Source organism: [Clostridium] aminophilum, from assembly GCF_900101295.1.
In the GTDB taxonomy this organism is placed as follows: Bacteria; Bacillota; Clostridia; order Lachnospirales; family Lachnospiraceae; genus Clostridium_R; species Clostridium_R aminophilum_A.
The window spans coordinates 33,565-55,799 of record NZ_FOIL01000005.1 but is presented as its reverse complement, the minus strand read 5'-3'; the positions used below and the strand labels follow the sequence as shown (position 1 = coordinate 55,799).

At 51.9% G+C, this 22,235-nt stretch carries 19 protein-coding genes and 1 other annotated feature; all 19 genes read right to left on the bottom strand.

The genetic code is table 11. The features are described 5' to 3' along the window. Positions 1–37: 37 nt before the first annotated feature. Positions 38–1,306, bottom strand: a complete 1,269-nt coding sequence (locus tag BMW41_RS02640) for a transporter (RefSeq protein ID WP_074648628.1) — start codon at positions 1,304–1,306, stop codon at positions 38–40. Between the two features lie 22 nt (positions 1,307–1,328). Next, positions 1,329–2,189 (bottom strand): MurR/RpiR family transcriptional regulator, encoded by an 861-nt coding sequence (locus BMW41_RS02635; protein WP_074648626.1) that lies wholly within the window; start codon positions 2,187–2,189, stop codon positions 1,329–1,331. Further along, complete coding sequence (locus BMW41_RS02630; protein WP_074648624.1) at positions 2,189–2,890, bottom strand: N-acetylmannosamine-6-phosphate 2-epimerase; 702 nt, start codon at positions 2,888–2,890, stop codon at positions 2,189–2,191. Before BMW41_RS02630 ends, BMW41_RS02635 begins: the two co-directional genes overlap by 1 nt. 291 nt (positions 2,891–3,181) lie before the next feature. Continuing rightward, the gene (locus BMW41_RS02625) at positions 3,182–3,949 is read right to left on the bottom strand and encodes a sulfite exporter TauE/SafE family protein (RefSeq protein ID WP_074648622.1); all 768 of its coding nucleotides are present in this window, start codon (positions 3,947–3,949) and stop codon (positions 3,182–3,184) included. A gap of 12 nt (positions 3,950–3,961) precedes the next feature. Next, positions 3,962–4,555 carry a hypothetical protein gene (locus BMW41_RS02620; RefSeq protein ID WP_074648620.1) on the bottom strand — a complete coding sequence of 198 codons (594 nt, stop codon included), beginning with the start codon at positions 4,553–4,555 and terminating at the stop codon, positions 3,962–3,964. A gap of 161 nt (positions 4,556–4,716) precedes the next feature. After that, on the bottom strand, positions 4,717–5,529 hold the full coding sequence (locus BMW41_RS02615; RefSeq protein WP_074648695.1) for an ABC transporter ATP-binding protein: 813 nt from the start codon (positions 5,527–5,529) through the stop codon (positions 4,717–4,719). A 2-nt stretch (positions 5,530–5,531) separates the two neighbouring features. Continuing rightward, positions 5,532–6,491, bottom strand: a complete 960-nt coding sequence (locus BMW41_RS02610) for an ABC transporter permease (protein WP_074648619.1) — start codon at positions 6,489–6,491, stop codon at positions 5,532–5,534. Between the two features lie 146 nt (positions 6,492–6,637). Continuing rightward, positions 6,638–7,765, bottom strand: coding sequence for an ABC transporter substrate-binding protein (locus BMW41_RS02605; protein ID WP_074648617.1), 1,128 nt, complete (start codon positions 7,763–7,765; stop codon positions 6,638–6,640). Positions 7,766–7,938: 173 nt separating this feature from the next. Next, positions 7,939–8,184: a binding site (T-box leader), on the bottom strand. A 60-nt stretch (positions 8,185–8,244) separates the two neighbouring features. Continuing rightward, positions 8,245–10,014, bottom strand: a complete 1,770-nt coding sequence (locus BMW41_RS02600) for a dipeptide ABC transporter ATP-binding protein (protein WP_074648615.1) — start codon at positions 10,012–10,014, stop codon at positions 8,245–8,247. 3 nt (positions 10,015–10,017) lie between these two features. Beyond that, the gene (locus BMW41_RS02595) at positions 10,018–10,812 is read right to left on the bottom strand and encodes an ABC transporter permease (protein WP_074648613.1); all 795 of its coding nucleotides are present in this window, start codon (positions 10,810–10,812) and stop codon (positions 10,018–10,020) included. Positions 10,813–10,883: 71 nt separating this feature from the next. Beyond that, positions 10,884–11,825 carry an ABC transporter permease gene (locus BMW41_RS02590; RefSeq protein ID WP_074648611.1) on the bottom strand — a complete coding sequence of 314 codons (942 nt, stop codon included), beginning with the start codon at positions 11,823–11,825 and terminating at the stop codon, positions 10,884–10,886. A gap of 149 nt (positions 11,826–11,974) precedes the next feature. Then, complete coding sequence (locus tag BMW41_RS02585; protein ID WP_074648609.1) at positions 11,975–13,567, bottom strand: ABC transporter substrate-binding protein; 1,593 nt, start codon at positions 13,565–13,567, stop codon at positions 11,975–11,977. A 120-nt stretch (positions 13,568–13,687) separates the two neighbouring features. Next, positions 13,688–13,963 carry a hypothetical protein gene (locus tag BMW41_RS14730; RefSeq protein ID WP_207646863.1) on the bottom strand — a complete coding sequence of 92 codons (276 nt, stop codon included), beginning with the start codon at positions 13,961–13,963 and terminating at the stop codon, positions 13,688–13,690. Between the two features lie 88 nt (positions 13,964–14,051). Further along, positions 14,052–15,239: a M20 metallopeptidase family protein gene (locus BMW41_RS02575; protein ID WP_074648605.1), complete on the bottom strand. Its 1,188-nt coding sequence runs from the start codon at positions 15,237–15,239 to the stop codon at positions 14,052–14,054. Positions 15,240–15,454: 215 nt separating this feature from the next. Further along, positions 15,455–16,870 (bottom strand): sodium/glutamate symporter family protein, encoded by a 1,416-nt coding sequence (locus BMW41_RS02570; RefSeq protein ID WP_074648603.1) that lies wholly within the window; start codon positions 16,868–16,870, stop codon positions 15,455–15,457. Between the two features lie 504 nt (positions 16,871–17,374). Then, entirely contained in the window at positions 17,375–18,628 is a 1,254-nt protein-coding gene (locus tag BMW41_RS02565; protein WP_074648601.1) for a nucleotidyltransferase family protein, read from the bottom strand. Positions 18,629–18,648: 20 nt separating this feature from the next. Then, positions 18,649–19,068: a hypothetical protein gene (locus BMW41_RS02560; protein WP_074648599.1), complete on the bottom strand. Its 420-nt coding sequence runs from the start codon at positions 19,066–19,068 to the stop codon at positions 18,649–18,651. A gap of 25 nt (positions 19,069–19,093) precedes the next feature. Next, positions 19,094–19,501, bottom strand: a complete 408-nt coding sequence (fliS, locus tag BMW41_RS02555) for a flagellar export chaperone FliS (RefSeq protein WP_074648597.1) — start codon at positions 19,499–19,501, stop codon at positions 19,094–19,096. A gap of 65 nt (positions 19,502–19,566) precedes the next feature. After that, entirely contained in the window at positions 19,567–22,083 is a 2,517-nt protein-coding gene (gene fliD / locus BMW41_RS02550; protein WP_074648595.1) for a flagellar filament capping protein FliD, read from the bottom strand. Positions 22,084–22,235 lie beyond the last annotated feature (152 nt).

The window sequence follows — 22,235 nt, the reverse complement described above, 5'->3', positions numbered from 1 at the left end:
TGCCGTCTGCCGGAGCACCTTTCACCTTATTGTTTTATCAGAAATGTACTGCTGCGGTGTAAACCAGGATCGCAAGTGCCATCACCATGGTATACGGCAGTGTGGACTTCAGGATGTCATTGACATCAACCTTCGCATAATCTGCCACGATAACGTTCTGCGTGTTGGTGGGATCGGATACGCACTGAACCACGCTGGTGCTGCGCAGTGCCATTCCGACTGCCGATGCGGAAAGAGAGCCTGCCTGCAGGAAAATGTTGGCAAGACCGCTTCCGAGACCGTACATGTTGAGCGGACCTCTGTACAAAGCCAGCGGAGACAGTACGGTGAAGAGGATGACATAGACGATCTTATCCGACGGAAGGATGGCTCCGATCACCGGCTGCATGAGAGCAGAAGTAGCCTTTGCCGCCACACCGTTTAAGAGAATGCCGATTCCCATCATCAGCGCGATAACACCGGCAACATCCTTGATTCCCTCCACAACGGATCCGGAGATAACCTGAACGGTCTCGGACGGCTTTGTGATGAGAGATGTGACAAGAATCGAAATCAGCAGTGCAACATTGGCATCCATCTTAAACAGGAATACCAGAAGCACCGGAAGAAGCGGCATCACCATGGCGATCGGGGATACCTTCGCGCTAGGAGCCTGCATTGCCCAGTGTGCGCCCTCTGTCTTCTTAACGTTCACAAAAATGTACGCAACGGTTACCAGAATGCAGACAACGCCCATCACGAGAGAAGTGCTCTTGATCACGCTCATCTCCATGCCGATGGTGTCCACATAGAGCTGATACTGGGAAACGTTAAAGAGAAGGCCGATGTTCAGGCCGAACAGTACAAGGCTTGCCGCCGCAACCGGGGCAATGCCCGCGGACAGCATCAGCGGAATGGCAATCTGGGAAACCATGATCACCGGACCTGCTCCGCTCATGGATGTGAAGATGATGGCGGTAGCCGCGGTCAGCGCGAGAGCGATGGCAATGGCCTTATCGCCGGCCAGCTCTGCCGCCTTGCGGATGATGGCATCCGAGATTCCCTCTTTCTGAATCACTCTGGCAAAAATAGCGCCGAAGATTGTGACAACGATGGTGCCGCCGAGTTTCGCCGCGCCCTGTGTGATAACAAAATTCGTGATGGTCTGTGTCTCCTTATCGGAAGAAACAAAAGGTACACCGGCTGCCGCCGCGATGAGAATTCCCATCACCGGCAGTGCCAGAATTGCCGGAAGTTTCTTTGTCATCATCAGGACAACGCCGGCAACAAATATTGCCAAAATCAGAATAACCTGTAACGTTTGCATTTGATTACCTCCAATTCCCCTTTTACCTGTCTTTGTTTTCGAAATCGATCCGCTGATCGAATTTGATGTAACGGTCGACAAACTGTTCCACCGTTTCATCATAAATCTGCTTGTTCTGATTGTTTTCACGGACATAACCCGCGTAGATCCGGTCAATCAGCACGAGAACCGGGAACTGCGGGGAGATCAGATCTCCGTACTCCAGATTCTTTTTGACTGCACAGAGAACAACCTCGTTGAACAGCTCGTGAAATGTGTTGTCATTTCTCGAGGTGATCAGAATTGTCTCCGCGCCGCGCTTGACAGCCTTATACATGGCGTCGATGACCTCTTCCGTCGCTCCGCTGTAACTGATTCCGATGACCAGCGCCTCTTCCCCAAGCCTTGCGGCATTCATCAGAAGGGAGTGGGAATCCACCACCGCATCCGCATCAACGCCCAGCCGCACGAAGCGGCTTTTGAACTCCTGCGCTGCAAGTCCCGAGCTTCCGAGTCCGTAGATAAAGATTCTGCGGTGTGATCGAATGCTCCGGATGATCCGGTCGATCTGATCCTGGTCGATCAGGCTGTACGCCTTCGTCAGCATTTCCTGATAGGTATCCAAAACGATCTCCGTATCCCTGCTGTCCGGTCTCCGGTTTCTGCGCTCATTCTGAAACTCGTAGATGAATTCCCGGTAACCGGTAAATCCGAGTTTTTTTGAGAAGCGCGTCAGCGATGCCGGTGAAACATAGAGCTTCCTGCACACCGAATCCGCCGTATAATCATTTCCGGGAAGATAATCATCTCTCAGAAAGAACGCGGCTATATTCTTTTCGATATTGGTAAACTCGCTGTAATTCGCCTCAATCTTCGGCAAAAGACTATGTTCGTATTTTTCCATCAGTACCTTGGTCTGTCATTGACAGCTTCCACAAATCTCCGAGTGATATTCTGCGGTCTTGTAATCGCACCGCCTACCACAACCGCGTAGCAGCCCAGATCCAGAACCTCCCGCGCCTTCGCCGGAGTGTCGATATTACCCTCCGCGATGACCGGATGTTTGGCCTTTTTCAGGATCTGACGAATGATCTCAAAGGTATGGCTCTCAATGTGCTCATCCTTCGTGTATGGCGTGTAACCTACCATCGTCGTTCCCAGAAAATCAAATCCGATCTCGTCGGCGTGGATCGCCTCCTCAATCGAGGAACAGTCCGCCATAAAAAGCTGATCCGGATATTTTCGACGTACCTCCCGGAAAAACTCATCCAGTGTTTTTCCGTCCGGTCTCGGCCGTTTGGTCGCATCCAGTGCGATGATCTCCGGCTTTACCGCCATCAGCTCATCCACTTCCTTCATCGTCGGCGTGATGTAGACATCACAGTCCGGATAATCCCGCTTGATAATGCCGATGATCGGCAGGTCCACATTCTTGCGGATCTCAAGGATATCCTCAACCGTGTTTGCCCGGATCCCCCTGGCGCCGCCCTCTTTGGCGGCTTTTGCCATGCGGCCCATGATGAAAGAAGAATGGAGCGGTTCATGTTCCAGTGCCTGACAGGAAACGATCAGACTGTCCTGCATCTGTTTCACTTTCTCGTTCATGTTCTCCTCCTTTGGCTTGGTAAGTTCAGTATAGGTTTGTTTGAAATTATTTTCAACAGTGCTTTGCTATTTTGAAAATAGTTTCAGTTTTTACCCGTATTGCACATTTTTATCCGGATTTTTCCCATTACAAATTGTATTTAATGCACAAAGCCCGGAAAGTTTTGAAAGAATCGGTGCAGAACAACGCCCGCAAACAAACAGGCAGGAAAGGCGGCTTTCCGCAGCCGTCTTTCCTGCCTGTCACTGAAAGAGTTCTTCTTTTATCCTTCCGTTTTCCGTCCTGCCGGATCAGCCGAACAGGTGCAGATCATACAGAACTTTCACAAAGAAAATTCCCAGTACGACGAACATAATCGGCCGCACCGCCCCTGCGCCTTTGCTGCTGAAGAAGTTGGATCCGAGATAATTGCCGATCATGTTGCACACGCCGGCGCACAGGCCGAGAATGATGACCGGCTGTCCGTTCATCAGATACACGACCAGAGATGCAATATTGGTGGTCAGATTGATCACCTTCGTCGCCCCGTTTGCCTCCGTCAGCTTCATGTGTGCAAAACCGGTCAGAATCAGCAGCAAAAATGTCCCCGTTCCCGGTCCGTACAGGCCGTCATAGAGTCCGATGATCAGGCCGGCTGCTGCGGTGACGAACATTTTCCCATGCTCGGCCGGTTCTTTTCCGATCGGAGCAAAATCCTTCCGCTTTGCCAGATAAACCGCAATGGCCGGTAAAAGAAACAGCATGGCAATCTTCAGAATATGATCGCTGATCATAAGAGCGATATTGGCGCCGACGGACGATCCGATCAGGGCACAGAACGCGCCGATGCCGGCGTATTTCCAGTTGACAAATCCTTTTTTTACATAGTTTCCGGTCGCCACCGAGGTCCCCATAAAGGAGCTGAGCTTATTCGTCGCAATCGCGGCATGTGCCGGAAGTCCTCCGATCATATATGCCGGAAGAGAGATCAGACCGCCGCCCCCGGCGATCGCATCGACAAAACCGGCCAGGCCGACCAGCGGCAGAATAACCGCAAACTGCATCCACGTTAGTTCCATAACTCTCTCCTTTTATTCCGCTCCCGGACCGCTTTCTGCGGGCAGGCTGCCCTCCGGCTTCCCGCTGCCCGGCGTCACATTTTCATTTTCTCTTCCGTTTTCTTTCTTTTCTTCTTTGGAAGCTTCCTTCTTTTCTCTTGCCCCCGGAGAATCGGTCTCAGCCCCCGGGCCGGCCGGTCCTTCCGGCTTTGTCTCTTTCGTCGCTTCGTGAGCCCTCGTCGTCTCCGACGCCGGTCCCTCGGCTTCTGTCACACCGGCCCTTGTGGCCGCTTCCCTGGCAGCCTCTTCCGCCGCCTTCTGCGCCTCAGCCGCCAGATCCGCCTCCGAACTCTCCGCCGCCGTGGTTTCTGCCGCCGCGGTCTCCGCCGCTTCCGTCTCATGAGAGATCACGAAATCTTCTTCCTCTTTCTCCGGCGGAAGGGTCGCCACCTCCGGTGCTTCGGTCTCCACCCGGACATCCCGGAGCTGAAACACCTCCGGAAAAATGGTGGCTGCCGCACTGGCCGCCACCACAATCACCGTCATCCCGGCGATCGCGCCGAGTACCACGCTTCCCAAGTGTGACGCCCGAACCGTTTTCTGTTCTCTCTTTCTGCTCTCTCTCATGTCTGCTCCATTTCCCGCGCATGAACTATTTTTCCGTCTTCATGCCTCAACACGCATATCCCGCTGCCGGTCCGGTTCCCTCACGCTTCGCGCGTTTTGTCCGGGACCGCGGCATCCCCAAGGCGTTCCGCAGGCATGAGACCGGGTTCAATGCCTGCAGATCAGGTATTCTGCTTTGTGGATAGCAGGATACGGTCATTGTTGAAATCCTCTCCTGCCCCGGCCGCAAATTTCTGAAGCAGGTCGTCCACCGTCATGCCCCTTCGTTCCTCTCCGGATACGTCGAAGACAATGCGGCCGGCATTCATCATCAGCGTGCGGTTGCCGAGTTCCAAAGCCTGGTTCATATTGTGCGTGACCATCAGGCAGGTAATGTTCTTTTCTTTTACAATCGTTTTCGTGAGATCCAGGACTTTTTCCGCCGTCGCCGGATCCAGCGCTGCCGTATGCTCATCCAGAAGCAGAAGCTTCGGCGTAACCAGCGTCGCCATGAGAAGTGTCAGTGCCTGCCGCTGTCCGCCGGACAACAGCCCCACCGGATTCTCCATCCGGTCCTCCAGTCCCATCTTCAAAAGCGCAAGTTTCTCACGGAACCGCTCCCTCTCCTTTTTGGACACACGGCTTAGAAAATGCGTCCCCTCCGACGCGCGGAGGTACGCGACCGCAAGGTTCTCTTCGATGGTCATGTGCGGCGCCGTTCCCATCATGGGGTCCTGAAAAAGGCGGCCGATGTAACGGCTTCGCTTATGCTCTTTCTCAAAAGTGATATCCCGTCCGTCCAGCTCAATGATACCGTCATCAGTCTCAAACACACCGGCGATCGCATTGAACAGCGTCGATTTTCCGGCACCGTTCGATCCGACGATGGTGGCAAAATCCCCCTGATTCATCGTCAGGCTGAGGCGGTCCAGCGCAAGCTTCTCATTGACGGAGCCGGCATTGAACGTCTTGCTGATGTTCGTGATCTTAAGCATACTCATTCCCCGATACCTCCGTCCTCTGTCTGCACTGCGTCCCCCGCCGCCAGGCGTCTTCTTGTGCCTTTCTTCCGAAGCATCACTTTTGCCTTCGGCACTACGATGGCCGCCGCGACAATGACAGCGGAAACCAGTTTGAACGCCTCCGTCGGAACATTGAGACGGAGCGCAACGGCAATGATAAAGCGGTAAAGGCAGGATCCGAGCACCACACCCAGGATCTTCGGCAGCATTCTGCGGCAGCGGCCCGTCATGCTCTCTCCGATGATCAGGGACGCCAACGCGATGGTAACCATGCCCGTTCCGAGATTGATGTCGCAGGTCTTATTGTACTGTCCGATCAGACATCCTGCAAGTCCGGTCAGTGAATTCGACACACAGAGTCCCACCGTGACGGTAAATGCCGGATTGATGGAGGATGCCCGCACCATCGCCGGGCTGTCGCCGGTGGCGCGAAGGGAAAGACCGAGTCTGGTCCGCAGGAACTCCTTTAACAGAAAGCAGATTCCAAGCACCAGAACCGCCAGAAAGATCAGAGAACTCCACTGTCTCCAGACAGGACCCGCGGAAATCCCCTTCACCAGAGAAAAGACCGTGTCGGTTCCGAAAATGGATAAGTTGGAGGAGAATCCCATCACCGCCAGATTCACGGTATAAAGCGCGGTGTTGACGATGATGCCGGCCAGAATGGACTGGACGCCAAACTTGGTCTGAAGTACCGCTGTGACCGCGCCGGATAGAATACCGGCAAGCATTGCCGCAAAGATCGCGAGAATCGGGTGTCCGGCGATGGTGACCACCGCCCCCACCGCGCATCCGAATGTGTAACATCCGTCGGTGGACAGATCGCAGATATTCAGAATCGTGAAACTGATGAATAAGGACAATGCTACCAGTGCGTAGATCAGGCCGACTTCAAATGCCGTCGTGACGATCCCCGCAGTGAGAAATCCAGTCATGTTGTGACCTCCCTGTATCCAATATTTGCCAACTCTCCGTGTGTTGACGCCCTCGAATCCCTGTGATGCGTAAACACACCTGTCGGGAACATTGTTTCACAAATGTTCCCGACAGTGATCATATCATATTTATGGTGTTTCGACTCTTAGTTTTTGAATTCCTTCTGTGTCTTGATCTCGGCAATCTGTGTGCAGAACGGGGTAAATGCGGTTCTGACCTGTGCCAGATCAATGCCGATGGCTGCGGCGGTATCGGTGTTCACCGTTGCGATGCCGTTGTCAAAGGTCTGTACGGCTGTCTCTGCCGGCTTCCTGCCGTCCACGAGGATCTCCGCCACCATATCCGCGGTTGCAACGCCGAGATTTGCGTAATCCACGCCGTATCCGCAGAACGCGCCGTTGAGTGCGAAGGAATCCGCACCGGCATAGTGCGGAATCTTTGCCTCGGCAAGCTTCTCATAGAAACCGAGTTCCGCGCTCTGTACAGTGTTGTCCGTCGGAGTGAATACCGCATCCACACCCTCGGCGATCAGCGCATCCACCGCTGCGGAAACCTCATCGGAGGTTGTTCCGGTCTTCTCCACACAGCTGATGCCCTTTCCTTCCAGATACTTTTTCGCATCGGCAATCGGCTGTGCGGAACTGTCCTCACTCTTCGAGTAGAGGAGGCCGATCTTCTTGGCATCCGGGTTGAGTGCCAGGATCAGATCCATAATCGCGTTGGTATTCAGCGCATCGGAAGTTCCGGTGATATTGGCACCCGGCTTCTTCATATCTGCCACCAGTTTTGCCCCCACCGGATCGGAAACGGCGCTGAACACAATCGGGATAGCGGAATCTTCCGCCGCAGACTGCATCACCTGCGCCGCCGGTGTGGCGATCGGAACGATCACGTCCACCTCATCCGCAATGAGCTGGGAACCGATCTGATTCAGAATCGTCGCATCGCCCTGACCGTTGTGTGTATAATCTTTGTAGTTGAAGGTTACGCCCTTCTCCTGAGCAATCTTATCCAGTTCTTTTTCCAGATTCTCTTCAATCTGATTTAAGGACGGATGATCCATGAACTGAACGATGCCGACCTTGAATTCTTTCTTTCCGGCAGCGTCCTGTGTGGTCTCCCCGGCAGTCTCCGCCCCGGAAGAAGCCGCGGTTTCCGCTGCGGCGGAAGAAGCCCCGGTCCCGGCAGTCTTCTGAGCGCCGCCGCATCCGGCAAGAATTCCTGCTGCCATTGTTCCCATTACAAGTGCTGCTGTCAGATTACGTCTCTTCATAGTTTTTCTCCTCCTGATGATGATAATGAATCGTGTCTGCAGGATCTTCTGCTGCGCGCCGGTCTGCGTGTCCGATCAATCGGATAAATCTGCTCGCGGAGCGTTTTTGTTTCATAGGGAATTTCGGAGAAATTTTCTATGAAATAAAAAAAGCCCCAGACACAGTATCCTGCGTCTGGGACGAATTGATAAAATCCGCGGTACCACCCAAATTGACCTTCCGGTCCTCTCATCTCATGTACCAACATACATGCCGCTAAGATAACGGTTGCGGTCTCCGTCGCTCCATACAGCCCTTCGGCTTTCCTGAGCGCCCTCGAAAGTCCATTCGGAATCACATCCCCTGCCGTGCTCACACCATACGCACCGCTCTCTGAAAAGTTCCTGTGAAACTTACTCCTCTTTCTCATCGGTTATGTGTGCATCATAAACTCAGCGGAAACATTTGTCAATACCTTTTATGATATTTCTTTAAAGTTTTAAAGTGAAGCGTCCTCTCCATCCTTTTTCCCGCCGGCATAGGTGCATCGTGCGGAATGGCGGCTGCTGAGAGAGACGATATCCGGCTTGCGATGCGCACAATCCTCCCTGTGCTTCGCACAGCGGAGAATGAACGGACAGCCGGGGAAATTCTCCGGAACCTTGACATCCGCATCCTGAGTCTTCTCCATCAGAGAGGATGTCAGACGCATCCTGTCGTCATCCCTCGTGGCCGCCAGCAGCATTTTTGTGTACGGATGCGCCGGATTCTCATAAACCTCCGACGAACGCCCTGCCTCCACGATCTCTCCGCGATAGATCACCAGAACCCGACGGCAGATCCGGCGCACCAGATCCAGATCGTGGGAAATGAACATGATCGTAGTATGCTTCTTCTCGTGAAGATCCATGATCAGCTTGATAATCTGCGACTGAACCGTGACATCCAGCGCGGAGACCGGTTCATCGGCAATGATAAAACCGGTGTCCATCAGAAGAGCTGTGCCGATGCTGATCCGCTGCCGCTGTCCGCCGGAGAGTTCCCGCGGATAACGGTCCGCAAACGACGGATCGAGACCGCAGTCCTCCAGCATTTCCCGGACCATCCGCTTCCGCTCATCCGCATCCCGGATTCCCCGGACCTTCAGCGGCTCCTCCATGATCCAGCCGATCTTCCGGGCCGGATTCAGGGAGCCGAACGGGTCCTGAAATACCATCTGCGGCCGGAGCCCTTCCCGCATCCTGACGGTTCCGGTGTAATCCTTGTGAAGTCCCAAAATCACTTTGGAGAGTGTACTCTTTCCGCATCCGCTCTCGCCCACGATGCCGAGGATCTCACCGTCATGGACGTTAAAACTCATGTCATGAATCACGTGCTTTCGGCTCTTGCGCCGGAAGAAACTGCCGCCCATCTCATAGTACACGTCCAGATGCTCCAGACTCAGCACATTTTCCGTATTCTCTCCGTCCTCATGCCGTTCCGGAATCCGCGCCACCAGTGTTTTCGTGTACTCATGCTGCGGGTGTTCCATCACTTCCGCGGTGTTTCCCTGCTCCACAATATTTCCGTGATACACGACGATGGTCCGCTCACAGAGGCGGCGGATGACATTCAGATCATGGGAAATGAACAGGATCGCCACATGTTTCTCCCGGTTGTATTTGCGCAGAAGATTCAGGATCTGCTCCTGAACCACGACGTCCAGAGCAGTCGTCGGCTCATCGGCGATGATCAGTTCCGGAGAACAGATGGCTGCCAGCGCCAGCATGACTCTCTGCCGCATTCCCCCGGAGAGCTCATGGGGATACTTCCGGCAGATCACTTCCGCGTCCTCCAGTCCGACGGAACAGAGAGCCTCCACCACCCGGGTGTGGATCTCATCCGGCCTGCAGTTCGTGTGAAGCACCAGGTTTTCTCCCACCTGTTCTTCAATTTTCATTACCGGATTGAGACTCGTCATCGGTTCCTGGAACACCATGCCCATCTTGAATCCCTTGAGTTTCCGGCGTGTTTCCGGCGGCATTTTCAGGAGATCCTCCCCTTCAAACAGAATCTCCCCCCCGTCGATTCTCGCATCTTTCGGCAGGAGATCCATGATGGAAAGCGCGCTGAGGGATTTGCCGGAGCCGGACTCACCCACAACGCCGACAATCTCTCCTCTGTGAATATCAAAACTCAGGTGGTTTACCGCAGTCTCACGCGGGTCGTCTTTTTTTCTCCCCGGAAAACTGACTGTCAGATCCTTCACCTGCAACAATAACTCATCCATAGCTTACTCCTGCATCTTTCTCAGCCCCTCAGCGATCAGGCTGAAGCCGAGAATAATCATAATAATCGTCAGTCCCGGAAAAACCGCGCACCACGGCATATTGAACAGGGACGCCTGAGACTCCGAGAGCATCAGTCCAAGGCTCGGCTCCGGCGGCTGAACGCCGAGACCGAGATAACTCATGGATGCCTCGGCCAGAACCGCATTGTTGAAACCGATGGCGCTGGTGGTCAGCATGCTGACCCAGCCGTTGGGCAGGATATGGGCAAAAATGATCCTCGGCGTGGAGACGCCGATGATCTTCGCACTCTTGACATAATCCAGTTCTTTGGCGCGGATAACCTCACTGCGCACAATCCGGGCAAAACTCGGCACAAACAGGACGCCGAGGGCGAGGATCACACGGTAACGCCCCGATCCGAACAGGCTGATAAAGATCAGCGCCAGAAGAATGCTGGGAAAGGATAACAGGATGTCGTTGATTCTCATCACAATGTTATCGAACAGTCCGCCGAAATATCCGGTCAGAGCGCCGATGACGGTTCCAAAAAACACACCGATCATGACAACACAGACGGCGACGAAAAAGGTCGTCCCGCTTCCGTTCATAATCCGGCTGAAGACATCTCTTCCGAATTTATCCGTGCCCATCAGATGGGCCGCGCTGGGCGCAAGCTTCGCTGCGGCAGAATTCATGGATGTGACATTATAGGGTGTCCAGAACTGACCTACCACCGCCATCACCAGAAAAAGGGCCGTGATGGCGAGTCCGATGATCAGATTATAATTGCGTTTCATTTTTTTCTCCCAATACCGGTTTTCGGTTAAAACTTGCCCTCAGTTTCCGCGCGGGCCGACCGCCCGCAGCGTCATACGCGGACTCTCGGATCCAGCGCTTCATAGATTACATCCACCAGAAAATTCAGAATTACGACGACACTGGTGATGTAGAGAACAAGGGCCTGAACAACCGGATAATCCCGGCTCGAAATAGAACTGATCAGCAGAATGCCGATGCCCGGAACCGAGAACACCTGCTCCACAACCAGCGATCCGGCCAGAATCTCCGCCACAACCATTGCCACAAAAGTGACAACCGGGATCAGCGCATTTTTCAGCACGTGGTGATAAAGAATGCGGTTTTCATCCATTCCCTTGCTGGTGGCCGTGCGGACATAGTCCTTGCGCATCTCCGTCAGCACGGAATTCCGCAGAAAGCGCATGGTCATCGCAATCTTCGGAAGCGCGATGGCAAGTGCCGGGAAAAACAGATATTGCAGGGAAGCCCACAGATTTTCATCCGGGGAGACAAATTTTCCGGGCTGATACCAGTGAAGAACCAGACCGAACACATACGTCATCAGAATTCCCAGAAAGAAAGACGGTACCGCCATGATCACCTGCGTCAGCTGCGAACTGAAAATGTCCACAAACCGGCCGGAAAACCGGGCGCTGAGAATGCCCAGCGGTACGGATACGATAATGATAATGACGAGCGAGATGCCCGCGAGAAGCACCGTGATCGGAAGTCTCCTTGCAATCAAGGACTGAACCGTTCTTCCGTCATAACGGTACGACTCGCCGAAATCCCCCTGTACTGCACCGGACAGCCATCTTCCATAGCGGACCGGGAGCGGATCATTCAGCCCCATCTCTTCCCGGAGCTGCTCGATTCTCTCGGCAGTCGCTTCCTTGCCCAGCTTATTGGCCGCAGCATCTCCCGGAATGATGGAAAAAGCCGAAAAAGTGAGAAACGAGATACATAACAATGTGATAATGAGAGTGATAATTTTACGGATAATTTTTTTCATGTCCTCGTTTCTCCTGATTCGTCGGGGTGACAGGTCCCGATGCATTTCGACTTTCTATTCATCACAAAGTCTCACACAAAGACTTTGCGTCTAACATCAGTTTTCTGCTTTTTGCGGGGCTGATCCGCCCCGGCTTTATCATTCTCCGATTACTTGGAAACCTGATAAAGCACACTCATATCCTCAGCAGATGTCGGATAGAATGTGTAGCCGGCAAATTTCTTGTTCACTGCAACCAGATTTGCCGGGTCCTGAATATACACCGAAGCGGCATCGTCGGTCAGAATCTTCTGGCACTTCTTGTAAAGTTCCGTCTTCTCCGCCTGATCCACGGAAGCAGCCGCCTTCGCATAAGTCTCGTCATACTCGCTGTTGGAGTAATGAACAAAATTATTGGAAGCATTTGTGGTGTACTTCTTCAGCCAGCTTTCCGGAGCAAGTGTTCCGTCAAAACCAACAACGGTGGCCTGGAAGTTTCCGCCGCGGTAGGTGTTCTGCAGCCAATCGGACCACTCCACCGGATTCAGTGTGACATTGACGCCGATCTCCGCGAACTGTTCCTTGATGATGGTTGCCGTATCAATGTGCTGCTGATAAGAGTTCGGAACCGTGATGGTCAGGTCAAATCCGTTCTCATATCCTGCTGCCTTTAAAAGTTCTTTTGCCTTCTCGACATCGTGCGTATAAACGCCGTCACAATCTTTGTTGTAGAGCGAAGACATCGCCGGAATCATGTGTGTGCCGATCACCTTGCTCTTGCCGTTGAACATGAACTGGTTGATGGCGTCGCGGTCGATGGCATAGCTGAGCGCCTGACGGACTTCCGGCTTGGAAAGCGGCTCATAGGAGGAGCTGAGGTACAGACCCTGTACCAGATTCATGCTTCCCTCCACAATGTTATAATTGCTGTCTGCTCCCAGCGTCTCGATCTGATCGCTGGTCATGTACTTCATGATGTCGATGGTTCCGGCCTGAAGATCCATAAACTCGGTCTCCACGTCCGGCACAAACTTGAAATCCACCTCATCGAGGTACGGAAGGCCTTCCTGCCAATAATTCTCATTTCTGGTCAGGCGGATTCCCTCACCCGGTGTGTAGGATTCAAACTTGAACGGGCCGGTTCCGATGGGGCTCTTTGCCGGATCCTGGTTTTTCTGCGGGATGATCGCAACATCCATAAGCGGAAGAAGTTCTGCATTGGCCTCTTTCAGTGTCAGCACGATCTTGCCGTCCTTCGCAGAAATGTCCGCAATATTAGAAAATGCGGACGAATCGCCCTGATTCTCCGCATATCGTTCGAGACTGTATTTTACATCATCTGTCGTTACCGGCGTACCATCGGAGAATTTGATTCCGTCGCGCAGCGTAAATGTGTACGTCTTCGCGTCATCGGAAATCTCATAATCACTCGCAACGGCCGGAATCATTTCACCGGTCGAGGATGGCTTGACAAGCCCCTCGTACAAATTAAATACCACATCTCTAGTTCCTGCGTCCGTATCTACATGGGGGTCAAGACTAGCCAGGTCCTGGGTCATACCGAATACAACCTTACCGCCTGGTGCTGGTTTTTCTGAAAGAGAATTACTTGCTGCAGAAGATCCTTCTCCAATGGACTCCGCGGCTGCGCCGGACGTTACCGTCTCCTGCGCGCCTGTCTCTGCTGTCTTGCCGCCTCCGCATGCACAGAGTGCTGCAGACAGAGCTGCGACTGCGACTCCCGAAAGAAGTGACTTTTTCATGGTTGAATTACCTCTCGTTTCGTAATAGTCTCTCATTATGAAATTGTCAATTTGCATTGTAACAAATCACAAAAAAAAATCAAGCAAAAGACAGATTCCGCATCAATTCATCAATTTCATTCATTTCTCTTCCATTTTTTCATTCTCTGCTGCACATTCATCCCCCCCGCCGGACATCCCCGGATTTCCCGCGTTTCTTCCATTCCCGATGCAGTCCGTCTTTTCGGCATGACATGCGATCCCGATGCAGTCCGTTTTAGTTTCATAGGGAATTTCGGAGAAATTACCTATGAAACTAAAACACCCCGATTCCGACTGCATTTCTTTGGAAAACTGCCGCCGGGCTCGGGGTGTGTCCGATTCTTTTCTTTTTGGTATGAATGTTTCGGTTAACATCTGCAAAAGGACTTCGGTTCCGCCCCTCACCTTGCAGAAGAGACTTACAGGAACTTCATGCATTGCCTGTCATCAAACCGTGACGGCGTCATTTCATGGAACCGCTCTCCATCACAAGTCCCGCAAGGAATGCGGCTCCTCTCCAGAGAACAGCTTCATTGGCCTTATATCGGCTGCTGTGCAGCGGCCATACTTCCGGATCGTCCTCCGCCTGGGTTCCGAGCCATGCAAATGCCCCCGGCTTCTCTTCCAGATAGAACGCAAAATCTTCCGCAGTCATCGCCGGTTTCTCCGGTGTCAGATCATTCTCCGCGCCGAACAGATCCCGGATCACGCCGTGCATATACTCCGTCTTCACCGGGTCATTGCGCAGTGCGCAGTATCCATCCTCATAATTGAGTTCTCCCCTGCAGCCCATGGCGAGGCAGATTCCGTCCAGCACTTCCCGAAGACGCCTCTTTGCCGTCGCCCGGACTTCCGGCGAATAAGTGCGAACCGTTCCCTCCAGATAGCACTCTCCCGGAACGATGTTGTAGCGGGTTCCGGCCTTCATAATGCCGATGGTGACAACACACGGCTCCAGCGGATCGGTGTTGCGGCTGACGATGTTCTGTACCGCGGTCACAAACTGGGCGCCTGCCAGGAGCGCATCTTTGCCCTGATGCGGCATTGCCCCATGTGAACTTGCCCCGGTGATCTGAATAGAAAAATGATCGCTGGCTGCCATCTGCGGTCCCACCTTGACGGCGATCTTTCCTGCCGTACAGTCCGGAAATACATGGAGACCGAAGACCGCATCCACATCTTCCAGCGCACCTTCGGAAATCATGGCACGGGAACCGCCGGTCGGGGAAAGCTCCTCCGCCGGCTGGAAGATCAGCCGTACACTTCCCGGCAGTTCTGACTGGTATTTTTTCAGGATCATCGCTGCACCGAGAAGGCAGGTCATGTGATTGTCATGGCCGCAGGCATGCATCACGCCGTCGTTCTTCGAAGCAAAGGGAAGACCGGTCTCCTCCTGAATCGAAAGTGCGTCCATATCTGCTCGAAGCGCAATCTTCTTTCCCGGTTTTCCTCCGTCCAGATCTGCCAGAATACCGTTCCCGGCTACTCCGGTCCGGATCTTGAAACCACCAATCGCCTCCAGTTCTTTCCGGATCTTTTCCGCCGTTTTCACTTCGTGACGACTGATCTCCGGCTCCTCGTGAAACGCTCTGCGAATACGGATCAGCTCCGGCTCGATATGCTTTGCCTCCTCTAACAGCCTTTCCTTCATGTTTGATACCTCCTGCATAATTCCATTTCTAAGACCTGAGCATCGATATATGTATCATACAGCAAAATGACACCCTGTCACATTAATTAGTTTTAACATTTCATTAAGCCGGATTTACCGGACCCGAATCAAGGAGACTTTTCCGATTTCTTCCGATAATCTAAAATGATCAGGAGACACCGCATCCCTGCAGTGCCTCCCGATTCATCTCAACATTAAACCGCTGCCTTTGTTCCTTCTTTGTTCTCAACTTTGCCAAAGCAGATCCTGCTCGATGCAATGGCTCCGATGACGCATGCCAGTGTGATGCCGCATGCCACTATCACTGCGGTCATGACGCCGTGTGTTGTCGGAAGAGTAATGAACATATTCAGCAGTGCGAAATACGTTACACTCATTACCGTGTAAGACAGCGAATAGCTTGCCAGTGCCGGGCTCTTCAGATCCGGATCACAGATACGAAGGAGAAGAACTCCGGTGATGAATACGCCGGTCGCCATTCCGAGTGTTCCTACCATCTGCTCGAACCAGTAACCCTTGAGGTACTTCTTGCAGAAGAATACAAGGAATCCGGTGGTTACCACATAGCCGATGACACACATAACGATGATCGGAACAATGTATGCGGCAACAGCCTTGATCGGAAGAGATGCAACCGCGCCGGTTACCGCAAACTCGGTAAAGGATCCGGTGATGTGGCTCTTCACCGCGCCGTCTACCAGGAAATCACATTTCAGCTTGCAGATGATACCCCAGATAATAAACATACAGATCATTCCGTAAGCCCATACGGAGATGGAGCTGAGCACCGGAATTTTTGCTGCCTTGGTCGCCTGAACACAGAGATAAGCCGCGCCGCAGGCAAGGAAGATCAGAGATGCGTGGAATGCCAGCGCATCGATGGAAGAAGACTGTGTTGTCTCACGTCCACAGGAATTCTGCTTTGCCGGGTTGGAATGATAACCCTGACGGAACTCAACCGGAATGTCCGCCGGCTTGGAAAGCATCTGGGTCTGACCGGTTCTCGCCGCCCAGTTGATCAGGACAATACCGATCAGGATACCGCCGACGATACCGAAGGTTGCGGTTGTGGTGGATACACCCTGAGAGATCTCCCAGTACGGAAGGTTCATTTCCTTCAGCGTGTTGCCGAGTGTTCCTGCCGTTCCGTGGCCGCCGACATAGCCGACACCGAGCTCAATGCCGAACTGATCGTACAGATCAAAGGAGCCCTGGAAAAAGGTATGTACCAGATAACCTACTGCAAACTGTGCCATGGATACGCCAAGCGCAATGAAGTACAGCGGAAAGCAGTTCTTCATGAATCCCGGTTCGCTGTCACCGCCCTTTCCGAGGCGAAGTCCCAGCGGAACGCCGGCTACAACCGGAACAATCAGGATGCCCGGAATCATGGAATAATAATTATACCATTCAGCCGGAACTCCGAGAACACCGGTGAGATTGAGTGCCTGCGGTCCGATCAGAAGAAGAAAAAATCCTCCGATTACGGATGCAGGAATGAACGTTTTCTGGAAAACTCCGATCTTTGCCCGGAGAAATGTTCCCAAAAGCAACGCAGCGCCAAGAAGTCCGAGACTCTTCAGCAGGTCAGTCAGCATAGCAGATGTCATAGACACTACCTCCTTTTTACCCTTTCGATTTACAACTACCCTTTTTCCCACGAGATGAAATCGGTACCATTTCGATTCCCATAAATCGATGTTATAAGGATTTACCTATACCATATATTCATCTCATTTATGTGTATGATATATCCACGACAATTGGATGTCAATATTATTGTTTGATAATTTTGCACGTTTTTCACATTATTATGCATTATATCATTTTATCCTCTTCTTTTTGGATTTTTCTTGTTGTTTTTGTTTTATATTACCGCAATTCATTCTATTTATAGATTCCGGTTATGTGTGATATCATCATCCTTCCGCGACCGTATCCCGCCCTCAAATCTTTTTTTACGGCCGTCACGGTTTGTCCGATATGATTGCAGCGGCGCGCACATCCTTGAGGCCCGCTGTTATGTCATCGGAAAATCGGAGAATTTGCCATGACATAATACAAAGGCGCTCCCTTTTCAGGGAGCGCCCGGAATGATCTTCGATCAATCAATATTACTGCGGTTTTTCCGTATTCTCCGGAGCGGATTTCGTCTCCGGTTTTACACTGCCTTCGGCAGGATTTTCTCCATTTTTCTTTTTTGACTTCTTCAGGGAAGGGAAGAGCATCTGCAGACCGCGAAGCACCCAGGCTCCCGGAAGCAGGTAAGGCATCTGTTCCAGTTTCGGATAAATCAGACACATTTCCTGATACGGCGGCACGACCCAATAGATCATGTCCATCACGGCGACTGCCATATCATGGAACCAGTGCCGGATCGCACTGGACCGCTCCACTTCTTCCTCCATATTCAGGTAGCGCTGAATCTCCAACCGGATCTCAGCCGCTTCCGCGATCTTTTCCTGACCGTCCACGCCACTGGTAAAAATCTTCTTTTCCATCGCGTCATAAATGATCAGATCGCTTTCCGACATCTCGCTCTCCCGGTTTCTTCCAAACCACATGGAAGAAATGGTCAGCAGCCGGTTCACTACATCTTCAATCCGGAACTGATGCAGATACTGCGCCACAATTCTCTGGTTCATCTCTCTTCGGTATGTCTGTTCGAACAGCCATACATCCATCATGCAGCGGAAATTCAATTCATCTGTGCAGTATTTCCAGACCATTTCGGCTGCCATAAACGCATACACGCCTTCCCGGATCAGCCGTTTGATGTTCGGCATCTCCTCGATCACATAGGCGTCATTCAGAACCTTTGTCATTGCTCTCTGATAATTCTTTGTAAAAAACGGAATCTTGTAATACAGTTCCACCGCGAAACCGTTTTCCGAAATCAGCCGGTCTCCCGCTCCCCGAAACGATTTCTCCAGAGAGTATCCCATATCAATCAGAAAGCCTTTGGCAACCGCGTAACTGTTATCGTCCAAAAGCAGACGGAGCGCCGTGATCCCGGCGGTCTCCGGAATTGCGTAGAGTTTCTTAATGTAACTGCTTCCAAGAATCGTGGCCTTGACGCCGCGCCGGTTCAGCAGATTCAGAATCTCGCTTTCTTCATTTTCATACGATGAGGTATGCCGGAGTGCATCCTGATAGCGGTCAAAAAACTTCGATCTCCACGAATCCGGAAGCTCGATCGGGGATCCCAGAAGAAACAGGTAAATAAGTCCCGCCACTCTGTGATAATCCGCGATGCGGAAGAGTCTTTCCCAGTCCTGCCCCTGCGTGATCGGATGAAAATCTCCCTGTCTCAGGGTATTTCCGACCATCGTAACGATCAGCTTTCCTTCAAAAATGTTCTGATTCATGGGTTGTGCCTCACCATCTGTCAACGATTTCTGCCCGAATAGTACGATTTCTCCTGAGCCATGTTCAGACTCAGCATCCGGTCTTTTTCTTTTACCTCCCGGATTCTGTCCAGAAGCCGGACGCGAAGATCCAGAATTTTATGTTCCATCCGGTTCGTCGGTTCAATTCCGTCGGGATCCTGAAAAACAAGTTTTTTCAGATACCTGGCCTCCCCGGATGGATTTTCCCCCAACTGCCTGAGTTCCTGCCAGTTTTCTTCGCATTTTTCCAGACTTTCCTGCCGCATATCCAGAAGAAGAGAGACGGAAACATCATCTCTTCTTCCCGCTGCCTCCAGGAGGTCATTTGTCAGATTCAATATTTCCGTGAAAATGTTATATCTTCGCTGCAGGAGGATCGCTACCTGTTCAATCAGGTTATCGTTTTCTACAACTGCCATTTATAACCTCCCCGAAACGAATCTATTAACCGACAATTTTCGATTCATGCGGAGTGCCCATATTCCCCGCAATAAGGCTCGCCTCGCGGAATCCGTCACGCAGATCGGAAAGAATCTGAATCAGAGCCGGAAGCTCATCTTTTCTTCTCTCGCGGCCCGCATAGAGTCTTCCCAAATCAAAGTTTACATAATTGTAAAGCTTCTTCAGTTCATGCGACAAAGGCTGCTCCATATTGAGCGTCATCGTCAGATAGCGCACAATCTTTCCAGCTTTACCGATGGCTGCATCAAAAAGGTCATAATCCTTATCCTCCAGCGCAATCTCCGCCTTCTTCAGACTGGTGATTGCCTCGTCATAGCAGAGCAGAAGAAGCTCTGACTGACTCATGGAGAGAATGCTTTCATCTTTATACTTCTGATACGGATTAGCCATGATTCGTTGCGATCCTTTCTTCGTTGTTCAAGGGCACCTTTCCTCTGTACGGTGATCCGTTTTTCTTATCCGAAAATACCGGAAAGATAAGAGGACTGACTGTTCATCTTGCTGATGGCAGTCTCCAGTGCCGTGTACTTATTGATTAGTCTCTGCTGTTCTGTCGAAAGCTGTGTCTTCAGCGTTTCCAGAAGGGAATTCTGGGTCTTCAGTGTGGTAAAGGACTGATTGTTGCGGATGGTCAACGGAAGTTTCTCGGAACCTGCCTCTTCAACCAGTCTTCCGTAGGAATTGCCGTTTCTTGTCGCATACCGCGTCGCATATGGGGTAAGCGTGTCCTCGACAAGTTTTGCCAATCCCTTTACATTGTCGCCGTCACCGGCAATGACCTTGGAAACCTTATCCGGATTCTTTTCCATCGCCGCCTTAAACTTATCCTCGTCGAACTTGATCTGTCCGCCGTCGAAAGTGTCATCCGACATGGTGATGCCGATTTCCTTCATATCGTCGTAGCTGACGCCGCCCGAAATCAGTCTCGAGATAACCGACTGCAGGGAATCCGAAAGGGAACGGACGGAGGACTCTCCGTAAAGAAGCCCCTCTTTCGCCTTGTTCTCCCAGTTTTCGATCTCCTTGTCCTTCATCTCAGCCTTCTGTTCGTCGGTTAACGGCATATAGGACTTATCCGGTCTCGTGGTGATCTGCTTGTAAACGTTCTCCGCAATCTTGTTGTAGGACTCGATAAATTTCTTAACTCGCTCGGTTACGCCTTCCACATCCGCTTTCGCCGAGAAGGATACCTGCTGTGAGGTGTCCAGTTTGTCCGTCAGATTGCCGTCCGCATCCTTCTCATATCCGAAGGTGCCGCTGACCTTAACCTCCAGTCCGTCGATATTGAAGGTGTTGGTACTGCTGGTGATGGTCTCCTTGACGCTTCCGCCGTAAATATAAGTAAGCTGTGCGTCCTGACCGTCCTGAGACGAACCGTCCTCGTATCCGAACGAATTCTTTGTTCCAAAGATCTTCTGCGCGATGGAATTCTCCGCGCCGAGATCAATCTCACGGCCGGAACCGGTTTCTGTTGCCATCAAAACAAAACGTCCGCTGTTGCTGAGGTACGAAGCCTTCACGCCGGCGTCGGAGTTGTTGATCTTCTTTAAGAGAACATTGACGGAAGTAGAGGCCGTAATTCCCTCAATCTTGGTTCCGTTGATGTTCAGGTCCTTCAGGGCCTCGTTCAGTTCTTCCTCCGTCTCGTAATCACCGAGACCGAGTTTCTCTCTGTTTGCAAAGAGAGACAGACTGGTGTTGACACGGTTGGAAGCATTCTTATCGATACCGAAGTTGTCGCGGATCGTCGAATCATCGGAATGAAGAGTAACGGTAGTTTCGTCATAGGAATTGAACGCGAGCGCTCCGTCCTTCACCTCAACCTTGACCTTTCTGGAACCGAACTGGCTGTCCATGGTCTGCTGAACCACCTTGCGGAGATTCTCTGTCTTCTGTGCAAGCGCTTCCTTGTACTCGTCAGACTCCTTGTCCATTCCGTCCAGATTGCCGGTTGTAATATCCGCCATGGTCAGACCGGCCTTCTCCAGCGCCTTGTCATTGACCAGATTCAGCTCTGCCGTGGTGCTTCCGTAAGTAACCGTCATCGAATTGTTCTTCAGGAAATCCGCCATGCTGGTGGACTGTGTCGAACGATACGCATTGGTATCCCCGTCGTTGGTGCTGATGGTGAAATTGTCCGCCCGGAAGTCAACCGCATATCCCAGCGCCGACGCTGCGGTACTGGAAGCGGAAACCGTATAATCGCTGAGATCGGTTCCCAGCTCCGATGTCAGTTTGATATTATCGCCGTCGAGCTTCAGCTGAATGTAGTCGCCGTCCGTTCCGGTCGTTACTTTTCTCTGCTTCAGACCAAGATTGATCTCACGGATGAACTCTTCCTTTGCTTCCTGCGTGGAGAGATCCGCGTTGTAGTCGATCGTCATGGTAGATCCCTCGTTTTCCGGATCTGCTGCAGTCTCGATGTAGTTTACCGGAAAAGCGATCTGGATTACTCTGCCGCTGCTGTGCTTCAGATCAAGAGACTTTCCGGACAGATTCGATGTAGCAATCGCCGCATCTGCGGAGATTCTGGTCTGAATCGGTTTTGCCTCACCTTTTGTCGCCGAAACCAGAGTAGCCGATGTCGCGAGCTGTTTTACTCCGGCAATGGCAACGTGGGCTGTCATATCCGAAATTCCGGATGCGGAAATATATTTCGTGCTGTCAGAAGATCCTTCAGTCGTGACAACACTCTTCTCGTAAAGATCAGCGTCCTTGATATTGGAGTTTCCCGTAAATGTCAGGAAATTGTCCTCAAGGTCAAGTACCTGGTCCGTGATCTCACGGTAAGCCTCCTGCTTCCAGGTTGTCCTTGTGATCTCCTGACGCTGTTCGGTAATTTTGGTATTGGTCCGCTGTGTCATCGCCTCAATCAGCGAATCCCGGTCAAGACCGGAGGCCATTCCGCCGAAGCCTCGGAGCGAAGTATTGCCAATCCCGCTCGAGGTTGAACTGGTTGAAGATACTGCCATAATGACAACTCCTCCTTTAATTTCATGTTTTCACAAACATGCCTATCATAACAAAAAAAACTCTTTTGTGAAATATCGACCGGATTTATAATTTCATAACTTTTGTTCTGAAAATTCAAAAAAACCAAAAGCCCCTCTCATGTGAAAAGAGC